Raw genomic sequence first — 14,480 nt, forward strand, 5'->3', positions numbered from 1 at the left:
CATACGCAAACGGGTCCCAAATCGCCGTTGCGGCGGCCTGGGGCCCGTTTTCAAAGACAGGTCAACCTACCAGATCTTCACCCGCGCCGAATCGGGCAGGTACAGCTTCTGGCCGGGCTTCACCCCAAAGGCTTCGTAGAAGGCGGGCACGTCGGCCATCGGCCCGTTCACGCGGTACTGGGCCGGCGAGTGCACGTCGGTGAGCAGCTGCGAGGCCAGCGCCTCGTCGCGCACGTGCATCTGCCAGCCCAGGGCGTAGCCGAGGAAGTAACGCTGCGTGGGCGTGAGGCCGGCCACTTTCTTGCCCTCCTTGTACTCCTTGGTTTTCTTGAAGGCGTCGAGGCCGATGACGATGCCGCCGAGGTCGGCAATGTTTTCGCCGGCCGTGGCCTTGCCGTTGATGTGCATGGAATCGAGCAGCGTGTAGCTACTGAACTGCTTGACAATCACGGCCACGCGCTGGTTGAAGCGCTGGCGGTCGGCCTTGCTCCACCACTCGTGCAGGTTGCCGTGGGCGTCGTACTGGCTGCCCTCGTCGTCGAAGCCGTGGGTCAGCTCGTGGCCGATGGTGCTGGCCCCGGCGTAGCCGTACACCAAGGCGTCGTCGGCGTCGGCGTCGAGCAGCGTGGGGATGGCGAAGGCCGCGGCGGGCAGCACAATCTCGTTATTGCTGGTGCTGTAGGAGGCGTTGTAGGTCTGGGGCGTCATGCGCCACTCGGTGCGGTCCACGGGTTTGCCCAGCTTGTGCAGCTGGTAGTTGTAGCGCCAGGTGTTAGCCCGCATCACGTTGGCGGCCAGCGAGCTGCGGTCAATGGTCAGGGCCGAATAATCCTTCCACTTGTCGGGGTAGCCCACCTTGGGCGTGATTTTGTGGAGCTTGTCGAGGGCCACCTCTTTAGTGGGGGCGCTCATCCAATCCACGTTTTTGATGTGGGTGGCAAACGACGACACCACGTTTTTCACCAGCGTGTCGTAGCGGGCTTTGGCCTCGAGCTTGAAATACTCCTTCACAAACAGCTGGCCCAGCGCGTCGCCCAAGGCGTTTTCCTGCATGTCGAGCACGCGCTTCCAGCGGGGGCGCATGGCCTTGGCGCCGCTCAGCGTGGTGCCGTAAAACTTGAAGTTCTCGTCCACAAACGGCTGGCTGAGCGTGGGCGAATACCCGCGCGCCAACTGCCAGGTGAGGTAAGCCTTCCAATCATCCACCGGCTTGGTTTTCAGCAGCTGGCCCACCGTTTGGTAAAACTCGGGCTGGCCCACGATGACGGTATCGACGCGGGGGGCCCCCAGCTGGCCAAACCAGGTTTGCCAGTCGATGCCCGGCGTCAGCTTATTGAGCTGCGCCAAGCTCATCTTGTTGTAGTTTTTATAGGGGTCGCGCAGGGCCTCCAGCTTGCGCGACGACTTGGCCAGGCTCGTTTCCAGAGCCATCACCCGCGCCGCGTTTGTCTTGGCGGCGGTTGAGTCCTGGCCCAGCAGCTTGAAGGTGCTGGCCACGTGGCGCACGTAGGCGCGGCGGATGCCCTTGGTGCGCGAGTCGGTGTTGAAGTAGTAGTCGCGATTGGGCAGGCCCAGGCCACTCTGGTACAAGTACATCACCATCTTGTCGCTGTTTTTGTCGTCCTGGCTCACCCGCGGCCCGATCAGGGCGCGCACGCCAAGCTGAATTTCGTGGGCGATGACGGCCGGCACCTCGGCCACCGTTTTCATTGCCGCGATGCGGTCCAGCTCTGGCTTTATGGGCGCGGCGCCCAGCTTATCGGCCTTCACCGAATCGATGCCCACGGCCCAGAAATCCCCGATTTTCTGCTGGTTGCTGCCAGCCGCGGCGTTGGCCTTGGCCGCCTCTACGCTGGTTTCGCGCAGGCGGGCATAAATCTCTTTCTCCACTTCAATGCCAATGCCCGCTTCGCTCTCCGACGCCGGAATCGGGTGGTTCTTGATCCACGTCCCGTTGGCGTAGCTGAAAAAGTCGTCGCCGGGCGCCACCGTCGTGTCGAGGGCGGCGCGCAGCAAATCGGGCTTGGCGGCGGCGTTCGTCGCGGTGGGCGACGAGTTGCAGGCGGTGGCCAGGGCCGCCAGCAGCGGCAGGGCCAGGAATTTTTTGTTCATCATAGGGCAGCGGCGGGGGCCCCAGGCAGGGGCGCGGTTTTCGGTTCGGCAATGTTAAGCCAAAACCGCACGCCGGGGCCCCAGCTTCGCCTATTGTTAGATGAAGCACTGGTGTTTTGCGTACACAGCGCATCTTCCACCGCTTCCGTTTCGGCCGTGTCGCTTCGTTTACTGCTGCTGCTCAATTTTGCCCTGGCCGCCTACCTCACCGGCCTCATCTGGACGGTGCAGGTGGTGCACTACCCGGGCTTCGCGCTGGTGGGCAAGGCCGAATTTCCGCGCTACCACGCCGCCCACAACCAGCACATGAGCTACGTGGTGCTGGCCCCCATGGTGCTGGAACTGGCCCTGGCGGCGTGGCTGGCCTGGGCCGGGCGCGGGGCCCTGCCCCGCGGCACCGGCTGGTGGAGCCTCGGGCTGGTGGTATTCGTCTGGGCCGTCACGTTTTTCGTCTCCGTTCCTTTTCACAACCGCCTGGAGGCCAACGGCTACGACTACATCACCATCGACGGCCTGGTGCGCACCAACTGGCTGCGCACCCTGGCCTGGACGGCCCGGCTGGGGCTGTTGGGCTGGCTGCTGAAGTAGGGCCCCGGCGCTGGCCTGGCGGCCGGCTTTTCCATTGCTACGCCACTACTTCGAGCGTCGTGCGGAACGAGGCGTACTTGCCGGCAAAGCGCCGGTCCATGTCGGCGCGCAGGGCAGGAGCAAAATGCTCTTGGTAGGCCTCCAGCTGCTCCAGGCTGAGGCAGTAGTATTGGGAAGCGTAGGTAATGCCGTCGTCCTCTTCGTTGAGCAGGCGGCAGAGTTGGTTTTTGATGAAGCAGCCGGTGGCCATCACCTCCGGCATGTGGGTGTCGCGCATGTAAGCCACCCATTCGTCGGCCACGGCGGGCTCCAGGCTGGTTGTAACGTTGTAAAGAATCATAACAAGCTAAAAATCAGCAATCATAGGAACCTGCCAACGAAAGGCGGGGCCGTGTAGCGCGCAAAGCACGCGTTTTATAGCGCTGTTTCCAATCACGGCTTCAGACCCGCATGGCATCAAATTGAAAATCATTGATGCGGGCCTGAATGTCGGCGGGCGAGAGTTGCTCTTTGGCCGCGGCCTGGGCCCGGGTGGGCAGTTCGGCGTCGCCGGCCAGGCGCAGGCGCAGAATCTGCTTCAGCGACAAGTTTTTTTCGAGCGGGGCAAACCGCTGGCCGCTTACTTCAAAGTAGCGTTGGCGCACTTCGAGGCGGCAAATGCGGTCTTGCAGCGCGAGGGCGTGCTGCTGGCGCAGCATGAGCAACACGCCCAGCCCCACCACCGCCAGGGCCCCCACCATGAACCACAGGCGGGCAATCTGGTCGTCGCCGCCGGCCACGTGCACGTAGCGGATGATGCCATAACCCGCCAAAACCAAGGCAGCCGGCAGGAGCACAAAATGATGCCAGGGGTAGAATTGAACCGGGTTTTTGGCAGCCATGACGGAAGTGAAAAGTCAGCGGGTTGGGCAATAAAAAACCCCGGCGTAGAGCCAGGGTTTTTCCTACGGGCAGGCCCAGCGGTTAGTTCGCAGCCTTGGCGGCCTTTTCTTGGGCTTTTTCCATTTGCTTGGCGGCTTTAGCCTGCTGCTTAGCGGCCTTCTCCTGGTCTTTAGCAGCATTTTCGGTCGTGCGCTGCTGTTTCATCTGCTCCTTGGCTATTTTAGCCTGGGAACGCTGGGCGCGCATCTGGCTTTTCTGGTCCTTCAGCATGCGCTCCTGCTCCTTGTAAGCATTCTTGCTTTCGCGGGTGGACTGGTGGGCATTGTTGGTTACGGCCTGCTGCTGCTTGTAGGTGTCGCGCGCGTCGGCAGCACTGGGCAACGGGGCAGCCACGGTCGTGTTGGGGTCAGCCGTGGTGGTCGTAGTCGTGGTGGTTGCGGGAACAGTGGTTTGGGCGTGAGCGGCGGTGCCAACCAGCACCAAAGCGGCCAATGCAAAAATCTTTTTCATAGCGAATAACTAGGCAGCGGAATTGAACTGCGCGCCTATTACGCAGACCATCAAGTCTAAGTTTATACCGTTGAATTATTACACGATATTTTAGTCTTTGCGCCCAAATTTTTCGGCTCCCAACGGGCTTTTAAGCCCTGGCCGCAGTCAGTTCATTTTTCACGGGGTCGGGGCAGCCGCTGTGGCAGCCGCCGGGCAACTCGCTGTCCTCCACCTGCACGGTGCTGTGGTGGATGTGGAACTCGCGGAGCAAGCCTGCCGACAAGTTGGCCAGCCAAGTAGCATCGGCGCCACCGGGGCGCACCAAGTGGGCCATGAGGGCCGTGTCGTGCCCGTCGCTGCTCAAGCTCCAAATGTGCAGGTCGTGCACGCTCTGCACCTGGGGTTGCTGCACCAGGAAGGTTTGCACAGCCTCCAGGTCGATGCCGTCGGGCACGCCTTGCAAACCCAGTCGCACGGTGTCGCGCAGCAGGCCCCACGAGCCCACGGCAATCACACCCAGCAGAACCAAGCTGATAATCGGGTCGAGCCAAGCCCAGCCGGTGTAGTAAGTAATGGCCCCGCCCACCACCACACCCAGGCTCACCAGCGCATCGGTGAGCATGTGCAGGTAGGCCCCGCGCACGTTCACGTCGCCCTTTTGCCCGTGCCGGAACAGCCAGGCTGTGAGTCCGTTGACTGCGATGCCCAGCCCAGCCAGCAGCATCACCGCGCGGCCGTTCACCGGGGCGGGGTGGCGCAGGTGGTCCACCGTTTCCCACAAAATGAAGCCCAGTGCCGCGTAAAGCAGCGCCGCGTTCAGCAGCGCCGCCTGGATGGTGGCGCCCCGGTAACCGAAGGTGTAGCGCGCCGTAGCCGGCCGGCCCGCCAACCAGGCCGCGCCCCAGGCCAGGGCCAGGGCCAGCACATCGCTCAGGTTGTGGCCAGCATCGGAGAGTAAGGCCGCCGAGTTGGCCGATAGGCCCCCGATGACCTCGGCCACGATGAAGGCCAGGTTGAGGGCAATGCCCCCAGCAAACGCGCCGCTGAACGCGCCCCCGGCCGGCGGCGTGGCGTGCACGTGGCCGGCGTGGTCATGGCCGGCGGCGCCGTGGTTATGGGAATGGCCCATGAGTAGTAGCGGAAAAGCGAGGTGCGCAGGTGAACGATGCCCCGCTAACCACGGGTCCCGGCGGCGAAGTTCGGCGCGGGCAGGCAATAAATTTGCGCCGCGGGGCCCCCAACCGGGACCCCACCGCACTTTTGCAACCTTGTTGTTACGTCCTTATTTACTAATCGTTATGGTGCCGCTCTCGCCCTTTACCATTAGCACCGACCCGGCCCGGCTCGACGTGGCCGCCGTGCACCGCTACCTCAGCGAGGAGTCGTACTGGGCCCGCCACATTCCCTATGATACGGTGGCCAGGGCCCTGGCCAACTCCCTCTGTTTCGGGGCCTACGCCCCGGACGGTCGCCTGGCCGGCTTCGCCCGCGTCGTAACGGACCGGGCCACGTTTGCCTGGCTGTGCGACGTATTTGTGCTGCCGGAGTTCCGGGGCCGGGGCCTGTCCAAGCAACTGGTGAGCACCGTGCTGGCCCACCCCGATTTGCAAAACCTGCGCCGCCACCTGCTGGCCACGCTCGACGCCCACACCCTCTACCAGCAACACGGCTACACGCCGCTAAAAAACACCGAGCGCTGGCTGGAAATAGCGCACCCCAACCCGTACCCGGGGCCCTAACAATGTAGCGCGGACGCTGCATTCTTACTTGAAGCTCAGCGGCACTACTACTTTGAAGCTTACCGTGCGGCCCATGTTGAAGACGCCCATGCGGCCGGTGGTGTAATTGAGGTCGGCGTATTTGAGGCGGCTGAGGTGGCTTTGGTAGGCCACGTCGAAGAGGTTGTTGGCCGTCACGAAGAGCGAGAACAGCGTGCGGCCCCGGGCATCGGCCACGTCGGTGCCCACGCCGGCATTGAAGAGCGTGTAGCCGGGCGTGGCGGTTTCGGTGTCAAAGGCCGAAAAATACCGATCCTGGGCGAAAGTGTGCTCCATTTGGAAGCGCACGTAGCTGTTGGTAAGGCGCTTGCCCTGGCGGCGAAAGTTGCCGCGCAGCTCCGATTGCAGGCGGTCGGCGGGGATGAAGGGCAGGTAGCGTTCAGCGTCGCTGACGCCCAATTGGTGGGCGCGCACCATCGAGAACGAGTTCTCGAAGTGCAGCCAGTCAAGCGGATGCGGGTGCACGTCAAACGTGGCCTCGCCGCCCACCAGGCGGGCACGGCCCTGGGCATACTCGTACACGCCCACGCTGGGGTCGGCGGGCGTGGCCAGGGTCAGCGAGTCGGTACCGGCCCGGTTGGGGATGCGGCGCGTAAAGATGTAATTGTCAATGCTGTTCTCGAACGCATCCACGGTCAGGCGCACGTGGTCGGTGGCGTAGCTGATGCCGCCGTCCACCTGCAGGCTGGTTTCGGCTTTGAGGTCGGACTGCCCAATTTCGTAACGAATCGTGCCCTCGTGGCGGCCGTTCGAGCCCAGCTCGGCGATGTTGGGGGCCCGAAAGCCGCGGGCCACGTTGGCCTTCACCGTGAGCCGGTCGCTCAGGTTGTAGGCCGCGCCCAGGCTGCCGCTGTAGTTTTTGAAGGTGCTGCGGAAGCCGCCAAACTTGGTTTCGGAATCGGGGGCCCCGGACGTGGTGGGCCGGCCGTCGGCGTCCAGAAACAGCGCGTCGGCCCCGATGCGGCGCACGTCGTAGCGCAGGCCGCCGCTGAGGTCGAGGTTGCCGATGGTTTTTTTGGCCACGCCAAACACGCCGGCCTCGTTCATCACGTAGCCCGGAATGAGGAATTCCTGGCCCAGGTTGCGATTTTGCTGGTGCAGGCCGCTGGTGCCCACGGTCAGGTTCCAGCCGGCCATTTCGGGCAGGTAGTAGCGCAGGGCGTAGTCGAGGGTGCGGAGCTGGAAGTAGAGGTTGGTTTCGGCGGGGTCGAGGGCGTTGCCGAACTCGCGGCGCAGGTTCTGCTGGTAGTTCACTTGCAACGCCAGCCGGGCCCCACGGTCGCCGAGGATGAAGCTATTGTCGGTACCGAACCGCAAGTGGTTGATTTGCTGGCGCGGCACGGCCAGTTCGTAGCCGCTGAACCCGGTGTTGGCCACCGGCACCGAAAATAGGGCCCCGGCGATGGCATAGTCGCGCACGAAGCGCCCGCTGGCCGAGTCGCGCCGCCCATCAATCAGGCCCAGCTGCTGGTTGAAGGTGCTGAAGGTGAGGTGCGAGTAGCCCCAGCCCTTGTTCAGGCCCACGTAGCCGTTGGCGTCCCACTCATTGAAGCCCGAGTTGAAAACGCGGCCATCGTAGCGGTTTTGGTAGTCGCCGGCCACCTTGCGGGTGCCGCGGGCCAGCCAGTTTAGGCCGTTCAGGTTGCCCGCGTTTTCGAACGAGTAGCCCTGCTGGCGGTTGTTGGTCTGGTAGTTGGCTATGGCCGAGCCGGTGATGTGGCCTTCGGCGATGGGTTCGGGAGCCAGGAAGTTGATGACGCCGGCCATGGCGTCGGAGCCGTAGAGCAGCGAGCCGGGGCCCTTGATGATCTCGGCCCGGTCGATGCTGAACTCGTCGATTTCGATGCCGTGCTCGTCGCCCCACTGCTGGCCTTCCTGTTTGGCGCCGTTGTTCAGGGTCGTCACGCGGTTGTAGCCCAGCCCGCGCACCACCGGCTTGCTGATGGCGGCCCCGGTGGTAATCTGGCTCACGCCCGGCGTGTGGGCGATGGCGTCAATCACGTTCGTGCCCGATGTTTGGTTGAGGCGGGTGCGGTCGACAACGGTGGTGGGCACCGGCGAGCGGCGTGCCTCGGTGGCCGCCGACACGCCCGTGACCACTACCTGGCCGATTTCGGTAGCCGCAGGGGTCAGCTTCACGGCCAGCGGCTGGCCCGCGCCCGTGTCCACGGTCAGGCTCACGGTGGTATAGCCCAACGAGCGAACCTGCACCCCAAACCGGCCCCGCGGCAGGTTGGCGAAGCTGAAATTACCGGCCCCATCGGTGGCCGTGCCTTGCTTAAGGTCGGTGAAAAGCACGGTGGCGCCCGGTACGGCTTCGCCGGTGGCGGCGTCGGCCACGTGGCCAGCGAAGGCCGGGCCGGCCGCCGGGCGGGGCCGCGGCGCGGGGGCCGCGGTTTGGGCCCCGGCGTGCAGCGCCAGCCCGCTCAGCAGCAACGTGTTGACGACCACCAGGCGCAAGCCGTGGCGGGCCCCCAGCGCGGGCCGAAAAGTTATCCGCGGCCGGCCCGCTTCCGCGCAAGAAAGCCCCAGCCAAGGGCCGGAGCCTTCCCACAATTTCTCCAAAACCAAACGGGAGAAAGCAGAAGCCGCCAAACGCGGCAAGGCGTATTTATTGAGTCGTGCGGGAGTACCCATACCAGGTTGTGTGGTTTAAAGGCGTGGCCACCAGCCGCAAATGCCGCACAAAGCAGCGTGCAAACCGCCCCGGCTGGCAAGCCGGCGGGTGCGGTGGAGGGCCCCAGAAAATGAAGTGGGTGGCGCGGGCCCCAGGGCCCGCGCCAGGTGATGCGGCGGCGCTACGCCACCGGGGGCCCCCGCAGGCAGCGCTGCGCCGCCACGGCCTCAGCCCACACCGACGCCGCGAAGGGCGTGCGCACCCCCACCACAGCCGAGCGCGTGGGCACGGGCACCACCACCGGCGCGGCCGGACGGAAAGCCGCGTCGTAGAGCGAGTCCTCGTGGCAGTGCCGGTGCTGGCCGCTCAGCAGGGCCTTGCCCTTGGCCGGGCTGAAGCTGGCGCGCCGCGCTGGCTCGGCAGTAGTGTGCGCGTGGGCGTGCAGCGCCAGCACCCACGCCTCCGGCAGCAGCACCCGCACGAAGCAGAGCAGCAGGAAAGCAGCGCAGAGTGGGCGACGTAATAGCACGGGCAACGCGGGTAAAGCAGCAATGCGGCGGCCCGCACGGCCCGCAGGCCGGCAGCGCACCGGGGCCCCAAAGGTAAGCCGATGCAGCATAATTGCGCATCTACCCATGGGAACAAGCTCATTTTAATGGCAAATAGGGACTGACAGCGTGCGTACTATTTAGTCTATGCGCCGTCCTTTCTGCCAGCAAAGGTAACAGCGGCAACCATTAATGCAACATAGTTGCATTAATGGTTGCCGCTGTTACCTTTGCCCTCTGATTTGAGCAGGGACGGTTTTGTGCCTAGGCTGCTAGCGCAGATTGGCCCTTCCAGGCTTTGCCACCTTTTATCATTAACGTTCTGAAAATAACAGCACTATGCTTTACGAAGTCCTCATTGTGGGCGGCAGCTACGCCGGGCTGAGCGCAGCCATGTCCCTGGGCCGGGCCCGCTGCCGCGTACTGGTCATCGACGCGGGCCTGCCGCGCAACCGCTTCACGCCCCACGCCCACAACTTACTGCTGCACGACGGCGATGCCCCCGCCGACCTAGCCGCCCAGGCCTGCCGGCAATTGGCCGCTTACCCCACCGTGCAGCTGCTCACCGCCGAAGCCACGGCGGCCGAAAAGCAGCCCGACGGCACGTTTGTGGTACGCACGGCCCAGCACGGCAGCTTCCAGGGCGAACTTTTGGCGCTGGCCACGGGCTTGCGCGACGAGCTGCCACCGGTGCCGGGCTTTGCCGAATGCTGGGGCAAGAGCATCATTCATTGCCCGTACTGCCACGGCTACGAGGTGGCTGACCAGCCCACCGGCCTGTGGTTCAATGGCGACCAGGTGGGCGAGGTGGCCCAGCTGCTCCTCAACTGGACCCGCGACCTGACGGTGTTTACCAACGGGCCGGCCACGTTTGGCCCCGCCGTGCGTGCGCAACTGGCCACTTGGCGCGTGCCCGTGGACGAAACGCCCGTGGCCGCCGTGGTGCAGACCGAGGGGCAGCTCCAAGGCCTGCGCTTGGCCGACGGGCGGCTGGCCGCTGCGCCGGTTTTGTACGCCCGGCTGCCTTGGCAACAGGCCAGCGCGCTGCACGCCCAGCTAGGTTGCGCACTCACAGCAAACAACTTGCTGCAAATTGACGAGCAATACCAGACCACGGTACCCGGCGTGTACGCCCTGGGCGATAACTGCTCGATGGGCCACCAACTGGTGCAAGCCATGGCCGCCGGCAACGCCGTGGGTGCCGCCCTGAGCAAGGTCTTCATCGCTAAAATGCGGCACTGGGCGGCGTGAGGTTCCAGCGAAAGCTCCACTGGCGCGGGCCGTGCAAGTGCGCTGGGGCCCCGGCGCACTTGCGCAATGAGGAGCTTACGGCCGTATTTTTGCCGGCTGCCCTTCACGCCCTACCCGCCCATGCTCTTTCCCGTTATCGATTCGCTTGTGGCGCAGGCCGACGCAGAATTGCGCCTGCTTCGCTTTCAATGGGCATTGCTATCGGAAGACCATACCCGCCCGGCGTTCATGCGGGGGCTGGCCCTGCTGGCCGAGCACCAAGCCACCCGGGTGCTAGTCGATTTCACGGGCATGCCGCCCACCTCCGTCACCGAAGAAATCTGGCTGGCTCAGCACTGGGTACCGGGCATCCTCCGGCAGGCCTGCCTGCTGCAAGCCGCCATGGTATTCGACAACGAATACGACTTGCACAACTGGGCCAAGATGAAGAATCTGTTGGGCCCCAGTCATTTGCGTAGCTTTCAGTTTCAGTTTTTCGACGATGTGGTGGCCGCTCTGCACTGGCTCACCGACTCCGATGCGGCTGTGCAGCGCCTGCAAGCCGAGTGGAAGTCTGGGTGGCGCACTACTGAGGCCCCGCCGGGCTAAGCCCCCGGAAACCCTTCGCGGCCGGCAGTGGTTTCTGGGGAGCGGGGCGGCGCGCGCCGCCCCTTTTCCGTAGTTTTGACTTATGCCCCCTGCCGCCCCTGTCCCCGACCGCCTCACCCAGACCATCACCCGCCACGGGCTGCGCCAAACCCCCGTGCGGCGCGCCGTGCTGGCGGCCCTGGCAGGCAAAGGCTATGCCCTCACCGGGGCCGAGATTGAGCAGGAAACGGGGCCGGGTACCGACCGCATCACCCTGTACCGCACCCTCAAAAGCTTCGAACAAAGCGGCCTTATCCACCGCGTCATCGACGATTCGGACGTGTTGCGCTACGCGGCCTGCTCCATCGAGTGCAGCGCCGGGGCCCACTTCGACAACCACGTGCACTTCAAGTGTGGCACCTGCGCCCACACTTACTGCTTGAGCCAAGTGGCCATTCCGGCCGTAACGCTGCCCGGTGGCTTCCAGGCCGAGCGGCGCGACTACTTACTTTCGGGCACGTGCCAGCTGTGCCAGCCTGCTAACTAAACCCGATTGGACGAGCCAAGAAGCTCGCCGACCGGGTTTTTTGACCTATTGGTCTAAATAGGTAAATCCAAGAAGGGCTTTTTTCAGTAGTTGAGGCCCAAAGCGGCGCACAATTTTATGCTGGCCGTTGCGTACTATTGCATTCACCTGGCCAGGCCCCGCGCCGTTAGGCGCTGTTTCTCTATGATTATTAACGAAGTTGGCGAGCTGCTGATGCAGTACAGCGAGCCCTTGGGTTTGCTGCGCACCAACTGGGCCGCGGGCCGCGACATGAGCCAGTTTCGAGGTGCCCTCACCCGGGCTCAGGCCGTTGCCCAGCGCCTGGGCGTGCGCCGGTGCCTGATTGAGCTGGACGCCTTGCCCGACATTTCGGCTTACGACCAAGCGTGGCTGGCCACCCAGTGGATACCGAATTCGCTGCACCTATCACTTCAACAAGTGGTTATTGTTCTTTCGCCCCGCCGCATCTACAACAATCAGGCGGTGGAAGGCCTGCTGCTGGTGGCCCGCCCGTTCATCAAGTTCGATGTGCAGTTCTTCTCGCAGCCCATGGCCGGCTTGCGTTGGCTGACCGACTACTCACCGCTGGTGCCCGAGCTGCTGCACGAGTGGGACACTGCGTTTGGTCCCACGCCCCCGCCGCCTGGCGGCGTGCAGGAGCCCCGCGCCTACTACGACTGCCCCTGAGGGCCCCCGCGCTGTCAACCTGACAGCCTTTTTCGGCTTGGAACGCGCTTTGAAGCGGCCCCCGTGGCGGCTCGCCTCGGCGTGCCCGGCCAAAATTTCCACTTTGCCCTCACCCAACTTATTCTGCCATGCAGGAAACCGGCTCCATCTCGATCCACACCGAGAACATCTTCCCGATCATCAAGAAGTTCTTGTACTCCGACCACGAAATCTTCCTGCGCGAGCTGGTAAGCAACGCCGTCGACGCCACCCAGAAACTCCAGAGCCTGGCCCGCCAGGGCGAATTCAAAGGTGAGCTGGGCGAGCTGAAAGTGCGCGTGACCGTGGACAAGGACACCCGCAAAATCACGGTGTCGGACCACGGCCTGGGCATGAGCGCCGAGGAAATCAAGAAGTACATCAACCAGATTGCCTTCTCCGGGGCCACCGAGTTTGTGGAGAAGTACAAGGAAACCGACGCCACGGCCAAGGACCAGATCATCGGGCAGTTCGGCCTGGGTTTCTACTCGGCCTTCATGGTGGCCAAGGAAGTGGAAATCTGGTCGCAGTCGTACCAGGAAGGGGCCCTGACGGCCCACTGGACTTGCGACGGCAGCACGTCGTACACCATCGACGAGCCCACCGGCGAGCACGCCAAGGCCGAGCGCGGCACCGACGTGGTGCTGCACGTGGCCGACGACTCGGACGAGTTCCTGGAAGTGGAGCGGCTGCGCACCATCCTTACCAAGTACTGCAAATTCCTGCCGGTGCCGATTGAGTTGGAAGGCCAGCTTATCAACGACACCACGCCCATCTGGACCAAGCAGCCCAGCGAGCTGACCGACGAGGACTACCTGAAGTTTTACCAGGAGCTGTACCCGATGTCGATGGACGCGCCGCTGTTCTGGATTCACCTGAACGTGGACTACCCGTTCAACCTGACCGGCATCCTGTACTTCCCTAAGGTGAAGGACGAGCTGCAATTTTCGCGCAACAAGATTCAGCTGTACTCGCGCCAAGTGTTTATTACTGATGAGGTGAAGGACGTGGTGCCCGAGTTTTTGATGCTGCTGCACGGCGTGATTGACTCGCCCGACATTCCGCTGAACGTGTCGCGCAGCTTCCTGCAGGCCGACGCGGCGGTGCGCAAAATCAACACCTACATCACCCGTAAGGTGGCCGACAAGCTCGGCGACTTGTTCAAGAAAGACCGCGCCGGCTACGAGGAAAAATGGTCTGACATCGGCTTATTTGTGAAGTACGGGATGCTGTCGGACGAGAAGTTTTACGACCGCGCCAAGGACTTCGTGCTGCTAAAAAACGTGGCCGGCAAGCTGTTCACCATCAGCGAATACACCGAACACATCCAGGCCAACCAGCAGGATAAAGACGGCAACACCGTGGTGCTGTACACCAACGACGCCGAGGCCCAGCACGGCTTCGTGGCCGCCGCTCAGGGGCGCGGCTACGACGTGCTAAACTTCGACCACATCCTCGACCCGCACTTCATCGGCCAGTTGGAGCAGAAACTGGAGAAAACCACCTTCAAGCGCGTGGATGCCGACACGGTGGGCAAGCTCATTGAGAAGGACGAAACCACCGAGAGCGTACTCAGCGAGGACGACCAAACGAAGCTAGCTGAGGCCTTCAAAACGGCCATTGCCAACGACGCCATGCACGTGAAAGTGGCCGCCCTGAGCCCGCAGGACGCGCCGGTGGTCATCACCCAGAACGAGTTTATGCGCCGCATGAAGGACATGCAGCGCACCGGCGGCGGGGGCGGCATGCAGATGTTCGGGGCCTTCCCCGAGAGCTTCGACGTGACCGTGAACGCCAACCATCCCGTGGCCCAGCGCGTGCTGGCCGAGGGCGGCGAGCAGCTGGCCCGGCAAGCCTTCGACCTGGCTCGCCTGGCCCAGGGCATGCTAAAAGGCGAGGCCCTCACGGCCTTCGTAAAGCGCAGCACCGAGCTGCTGTAAAGCAGTGATTTAACCTTTAAAAAGCCCCGCGACCGAATTGGTCGCGGGGCTTTTTTATTTGAATAATTATCGTCATTGACAGTGCGTAATAAAATTGAGAAAAGGTGTTACCTTGTAAGTGAACCTTACACAATTTTCAATGAATACGCCAATCCCACAACTTGCCTACGAGCCTCTGGCAGCATTGCGCGACATCATCCGTACTGAGTTTATTCGAGCACAGCCCGATGATATTAATGCAGAAGTTAGAGCCAACGAGTTGACTAAAATGCTTGGAGAGAGAATTGCTCGGATGGCAATAATTAAGCCTTCTCCGCCACTGCCCAGGGATTCATATCGCCTTTCCGATATCCTAAACTTACCAATCATTTAAATTAACATCACGAGGGCCCCGTGGCCGAATCGGCTACGGGGCTTTTTTATGGGCAAGTGCGGGGCCTTACGTAGCTTGCT

The 14,480-nt window shown here is 63.1% G+C and carries 15 protein-coding genes; 8 read left to right on the forward strand and 7 right to left on the reverse strand.

The window, feature by feature from the left end; genetic code table 11:
* Positions 1-66 precede the first annotated feature (66 nt).
* The gene (locus tag AXW84_RS19545; RefSeq protein WP_236943176.1) at positions 67-2,115 is read right to left on the reverse strand and encodes a M13 family metallopeptidase; all 2,049 of its coding nucleotides are present in this window, start codon (positions 2,113-2,115) and stop codon (positions 67-69) included.
* Positions 2,116-2,268: 153 nt separating this feature from the next.
* Between AXW84_RS19545 and AXW84_RS19550 the strand changes: the two genes are divergently transcribed.
* On the forward strand, positions 2,269-2,700 hold the full coding sequence (locus tag AXW84_RS19550; RefSeq protein ID WP_068237224.1) for a hypothetical protein: 432 nt from the start codon (positions 2,269-2,271) through the stop codon (positions 2,698-2,700).
* Positions 2,701-2,737: 37 nt separating this feature from the next.
* Here AXW84_RS19550 and AXW84_RS19555 read toward each other — a convergent pair whose 3' ends face one another.
* The 4 genes from AXW84_RS19555 to AXW84_RS19570 all read right to left on the reverse strand — a co-directional run bounded on the left by AXW84_RS19555 (position 2,738) and on the right by AXW84_RS19570 (position 5,203).
* The gene (locus tag AXW84_RS19555) at positions 2,738-3,040 is read right to left on the reverse strand and encodes a DUF4286 family protein (protein WP_068237225.1); all 303 of its coding nucleotides are present in this window, start codon (positions 3,038-3,040) and stop codon (positions 2,738-2,740) included.
* Positions 3,041-3,140: 100 nt separating this feature from the next.
* A complete protein-coding gene (locus tag AXW84_RS19560; RefSeq protein ID WP_068237227.1) occupies positions 3,141-3,581 on the reverse strand; it encodes a DUF6526 family protein in 441 nt (146 codons plus the stop codon).
* An 82-nt stretch (positions 3,582-3,663) separates the two neighbouring features.
* Positions 3,664-4,092, reverse strand: a complete 429-nt coding sequence (locus AXW84_RS19565; protein ID WP_068237229.1) for a hypothetical protein — start codon at positions 4,090-4,092, stop codon at positions 3,664-3,666.
* A gap of 130 nt (positions 4,093-4,222) precedes the next feature.
* Positions 4,223-5,203: a cation diffusion facilitator family transporter gene (locus AXW84_RS19570; RefSeq protein WP_068237232.1), complete on the reverse strand. Its 981-nt coding sequence runs from the start codon at positions 5,201-5,203 to the stop codon at positions 4,223-4,225.
* Positions 5,204-5,372: 169 nt separating this feature from the next.
* Here AXW84_RS19570 and AXW84_RS19575 point away from each other — a divergent pair, with 169 nt between their 5' ends.
* Entirely contained in the window at positions 5,373-5,813 is a 441-nt protein-coding gene (locus AXW84_RS19575) for a GNAT family N-acetyltransferase (RefSeq protein ID WP_068237235.1), read from the forward strand.
* Between the two features lie 24 nt (positions 5,814-5,837).
* On the opposite strand, the gene AXW84_RS19580 is transcribed toward AXW84_RS19575, so the two are convergent.
* Together AXW84_RS19580 and AXW84_RS19585 are read right to left on the reverse strand one after the other, a co-directional pair.
* The gene (locus AXW84_RS19580; protein WP_236943177.1) at positions 5,838-8,417 is read right to left on the reverse strand and encodes a TonB-dependent receptor; all 2,580 of its coding nucleotides are present in this window, start codon (positions 8,415-8,417) and stop codon (positions 5,838-5,840) included.
* A 233-nt stretch (positions 8,418-8,650) separates the two neighbouring features.
* A complete protein-coding gene (locus AXW84_RS19585) occupies positions 8,651-8,998 on the reverse strand; it encodes a hypothetical protein (RefSeq protein WP_157887135.1) in 348 nt (115 codons plus the stop codon).
* 358 nt (positions 8,999-9,356) lie between these two features.
* Between AXW84_RS19585 and AXW84_RS19590 the strand changes: the two genes are divergently transcribed.
* The 6 genes from AXW84_RS19590 to AXW84_RS25205 all read left to right on the forward strand — a co-directional run bounded on the left by AXW84_RS19590 (position 9,357) and on the right by AXW84_RS25205 (position 14,400).
* Positions 9,357-10,268 carry an NAD(P)/FAD-dependent oxidoreductase gene (locus AXW84_RS19590; RefSeq protein ID WP_068237244.1) on the forward strand — a complete coding sequence of 304 codons (912 nt, stop codon included), beginning with the start codon at positions 9,357-9,359 and terminating at the stop codon, positions 10,266-10,268.
* Between the two features lie 120 nt (positions 10,269-10,388).
* Positions 10,389-10,856, forward strand: a complete 468-nt coding sequence (locus tag AXW84_RS19595; RefSeq protein WP_068237246.1) for a hypothetical protein — start codon at positions 10,389-10,391, stop codon at positions 10,854-10,856.
* Between the two features lie 82 nt (positions 10,857-10,938).
* Complete coding sequence (locus AXW84_RS19600) at positions 10,939-11,382, forward strand: Fur family transcriptional regulator (protein ID WP_068237255.1); 444 nt, start codon at positions 10,939-10,941, stop codon at positions 11,380-11,382.
* Between the two features lie 183 nt (positions 11,383-11,565).
* The gene (locus AXW84_RS19605) at positions 11,566-12,069 is read left to right on the forward strand and encodes a hypothetical protein (protein WP_068237258.1); all 504 of its coding nucleotides are present in this window, start codon (positions 11,566-11,568) and stop codon (positions 12,067-12,069) included.
* A 128-nt stretch (positions 12,070-12,197) separates the two neighbouring features.
* Positions 12,198-14,027 (forward strand): molecular chaperone HtpG, encoded by a 1,830-nt coding sequence (gene htpG, locus AXW84_RS19610; protein WP_068237261.1) that lies wholly within the window; start codon positions 12,198-12,200, stop codon positions 14,025-14,027.
* Positions 14,028-14,166: 139 nt separating this feature from the next.
* The gene (locus AXW84_RS25205) at positions 14,167-14,400 is read left to right on the forward strand and encodes a hypothetical protein (RefSeq protein WP_157887136.1); all 234 of its coding nucleotides are present in this window, start codon (positions 14,167-14,169) and stop codon (positions 14,398-14,400) included.
* Positions 14,401-14,480 lie beyond the last annotated feature (80 nt).

Origin of the sequence: Hymenobacter sp. PAMC 26628 (genome assembly GCF_001562275.1) — a bacterium.
GTDB lineage: Bacteria > Bacteroidota > Bacteroidia > Cytophagales > Hymenobacteraceae > Hymenobacter.